Origin of the sequence: Candidatus Protofrankia californiensis (genome assembly GCF_900634765.1) — a bacterium.
Lineage (GTDB): Bacteria > Actinomycetota > Actinomycetes > Frankiales > Frankiaceae > Protofrankia > Protofrankia californiensis.
This window is the reverse complement of sequence record NZ_CAAAFT010000226.1, coordinates 1,492-2,478: the sequence shown is the minus strand read 5'-3', so window position 1 is coordinate 2,478 and position 987 is coordinate 1,492. Positions and strand designations below refer to the sequence as shown.

Below are 987 nucleotides of genomic sequence, written 5' to 3'. Positions count from 1 at the left end.
GGCGTACTCCACGTCCGCCGCTTTGATCCGTTCGGCGAGCCACGTCCGCCATACCGCGAGCGCACGCTCGGAGCGAAGCGCGTCACGTACCTGGTCCTTGACCTGCTCGTAGGGCAGCTGGGTGCTCGGCTTGCTCTCCAGGACCTGACCGACGTTCCACCCGAAGCGGGTCTGCACCGGACCGAACACCGAACCCACCGCAGCGGCGAAGGCGGCCTTCGCGTACGCGGACTCCAGCTGCGGGGCGACAACAAGCCCCAGATCGCCCTGTGTGCTCCGGGTCGCCTCGTCCAGCGACGTCTCGTTCACGAGGGCGGCGAAGTCCGTCCCGGAGCCGGCACGCTGCACCACCTGGTCCGCCTGCTCCTTGGTGGCGACCACGGTGTTGCGCAGGTGTCGCTGCTCGGGAACCAGGAAGTCCGCTGTGTGACTGTCGTAGTACGAGGGCAGCTGGTCGTCACCGACGGTTACGACCGCCGGTCCGGTCACGTCCTGGAAGAGCCGTGCCGTGCGCTGCTGACGCTTGATCTCGTCGAGGACGTCGTTCTCGGACACCCCCAGCTTGCCCAGCAGGTCGGTGAAGGCACGCTGCCCGTCCGACCCCATCTGCTCGTCGATCATCTTGTTGAGGGTGTCGCGGGCCGACTTGTCCGCGATCACGATCTGATGATCGGCGGCGGCGTTGTCCAATATCATCCCGACCGCGACGGCCTTGGCGACGTCACGGCGGAACTGCTCCAGTTCCGTGCCCCCGACAGGCTCACGAATCCCGTAGAGAGCACCGAGGACCTTGACCCGGTTATGCAGCTGATCCTTGGTCACCACGGTGCCGTCGACGCGGAAAGCGGCGCCGCCGGGCAGCCCGACCACCAACGGCACGATGAGGAACGCGAGCCCGGCGATGACCAGCGGTATCAGCAACGCCAGGGCGATACGGGCCCATAACCGGCCCGGTAAGCCCGGTAGGCCCGGTAGGCCCGGTAACGT

General features: G+C 67.2%; 1 protein-coding gene. It reads right to left on the bottom strand.

The window, feature by feature from the left end; all coding sequences use genetic code 11:
• On the bottom strand, nt 1-921 hold a 921-nt coding region (locus DD1DGNOD_RS12330; protein WP_241255673.1), incomplete at its 3' end, for a peptidylprolyl isomerase.
• Between the last annotated feature and the right edge of the window lie 66 nt (nt 922-987).